This window comes from Geminicoccus flavidas, assembly GCF_009806515.1.
GTDB lineage: Bacteria > Pseudomonadota > Alphaproteobacteria > Geminicoccales > Geminicoccaceae > Geminicoccus > Geminicoccus flavidus.
This window is the reverse complement of sequence record NZ_WUJP01000404.1, coordinates 1-2167: the sequence shown is the minus strand read 5'-3', so window position 1 is coordinate 2167 and position 2167 is coordinate 1. Positions and strand designations below refer to the sequence as shown.

Here is a 2167-nt window from a genome sequence, read left to right as displayed (position 1 = left end):
ACGTGGTCAAGCGCCAGGTGGTGGTCGGCGGCGAGAGCCTGGTCGATGCCCAGCCGACCCTGCAGACCAACGAGCCGGTGGTGAGCTTCCGCTTCGACAGTGCGGGCGGCCGCAAGTTCGGCCAGGCGACCCAGCAGAATGTCGGCCAGCTCCTCGCCATCGTGCTGGACAACAAGGTGATCTCGGCCCCCCGGGTGAACGAGCCGATCCTGGGTGGCTCCGGCATCATCAGCGGCAGCTTCTCCTTCCAGTCGGCGACCGAGCTGGCGGTCCTGCTGCGTGCGGGCGCCCTGCCGGCTCCGCTCGAGGTGATCGAGGAGCGCTCGGTCGGGCCGGAGCTGGGCGCGGATTCGATCCGCGCGGGCATCCTCGCCACCATCGTGGCCGGCATTGCCGTGTTCGCCTTCATGATGGTCTATTACGGCCCGGTGTTCGGCTTGATTGCCAACCTGGCGCTGGTGGTGAACCTGGTCCTGGTGTTCGCCACCATGAGCTTCCTCGGCGCCACCCTGACCCTGCCGGGCATTGCCGGCATCGTGCTGGTGATCGGCCAAGCCGTGGACAGCAACGTGCTGATCTACGAGCGCATCCACGAGGAGGTGAAGAACGGCCGCTCGCCGATCTCGGCGCTGGATGTCGGTTTCACCGAGGCGATGCGCACCATCGTGGACAGCAACGTCACCTCGTTCATCGCGGGCATCGCGCTGTTCATCTTCGGCACCGGGCCGGTGAAGGGTTTTGCCGTCACCCACTGCATCGGCATCATCACCACCATGTTCACGGCGGTCACCTTCACCCGGATGGTGGTGGCCTACTGGTACATCTGGCGCCGTCCGAAGGTGCTTCCGATATGATGGGTGCTATGATGGTGCAGGGCTTCACCGAGGACGGCTTCTGATGGCACACCGCCTGCGCCTGGTCCCGGACGACCTGAACGTCCCATTCTTCCGCTATCGCTGGCCGTTCTTCATCTGGTCGGCAGTGGTGCTGGTGGCGACCGTGATCTTGATCGCGGTCAATGGCATGAACTTCGGCATCGACTTCAAGGGCGGGACCGTCCTCGAAGTGGAGATGCCGGAGCGTGCCGATCTCGCCGCGATGCGTTCCACCGTGGACGGGCTGGGCCTCGGTGCCAGCGAGTTGCAGACCGCCGGCAGCGACCGTGAGGTGCTGATCCGTCTGGAGGCCAGCGAGGACCAGGACGAGCAGCGCGCCCGGATCGAGCAGGTCAAGGAGGCGCTGAACAGCACGTTCGGCGAGGGCATCGTCTACAAGCGGCAGGAGTTCGTGGGGCCCAAGGTCAGCGGCGAACTGCTGATGAACGGCGTGTGGGCCGTGCTGATCTCGGTGGCGGGCGTACTGGTCTATCTCTGGTTCCGCTTCGAGTGGCAGTACGGGGTGGGCGCGCTGGCAGCACTGGTCCATGACGTGTCGGCGGGGCTGGCCGTCTATGCCTTCACCGGCATGGAGTTCAACCTGACCTCGATCGCGGCACTGCTGATGATCGTAGGCTACTCGCTGAACGACACGGTGGTGATCTACGACCGGGTCCGGGAGAACCTGCGGCGCTACAAGGCCATGCCGATCGAGCAGCTGCTGGACCGCTCGATCAACGAGACCATGGCGCGCACGCTCGCCACCGCACTCACTACGCTGCTGGCGCTCCTGTCGCTGTTCGTGCTGGGTGGCCCGGTCATCCGCGACTTCACTGTCATCATGATCGTGGGCGTGATCGTCGGCATCTACTCCACGATCTACATCGCCGCCCCGGTGCTCTACTACCTGAACCTGCGTGCCAGCAGCAGCACGCCCGCGAAGGCCGCGCCGGCCACCGCCAAGGGCTGAGGGAGAGGATCGCTTGGAAGTCACGCCCCTAGTCCCGGAAGGCCGGCAGGTCATCCAGTCCTACCGGGCGGACGGCTTCACGATCGGGGGCGAGCGGTACGCAGGCTCCGTGCTGGTCTGGCCGACCTTGACCCAGGCCTGGCCGGTGAGCAGCTTCGACGAGGTGACCGAAGCCGGCCTGGCGCCGCTGCTGGAAGCGGCGGCCCTGCCCGACGTGCTGGTGCTGGGCACGGGCGCCGCCTTCCGGATGATCGACCCGCGCCTGCGCCAGCGCCTGCGCCAGCGGGGGATCGTCGTGGAGTGCATGACGACGGCCGCCGCC

3 protein-coding genes are annotated in these 2167 nt (G+C 66.5%); all 3 read left to right on the top strand.

The window, feature by feature from the left end; genetic code table 11:
* The coding region (gene secD / locus EQG76_RS11455; protein ID WP_159713463.1) for a protein translocase subunit SecD at positions 1-854 on the top strand (854 nt) is incomplete at its 5' end.
* A gap of 43 nt (positions 855-897) precedes the next feature.
* Positions 898-1845 (top strand): protein translocase subunit SecF, encoded by a 948-nt coding sequence (gene secF, locus EQG76_RS11450; protein ID WP_159713461.1) that lies wholly within the window; start codon positions 898-900, stop codon positions 1843-1845.
* Between the two features lie 13 nt (positions 1846-1858).
* Positions 1859-2167, top strand: a 309-nt coding sequence (locus EQG76_RS11445; protein ID WP_159713459.1) for an Mth938-like domain-containing protein, incomplete at its 3' end; no start/stop codon positions are given.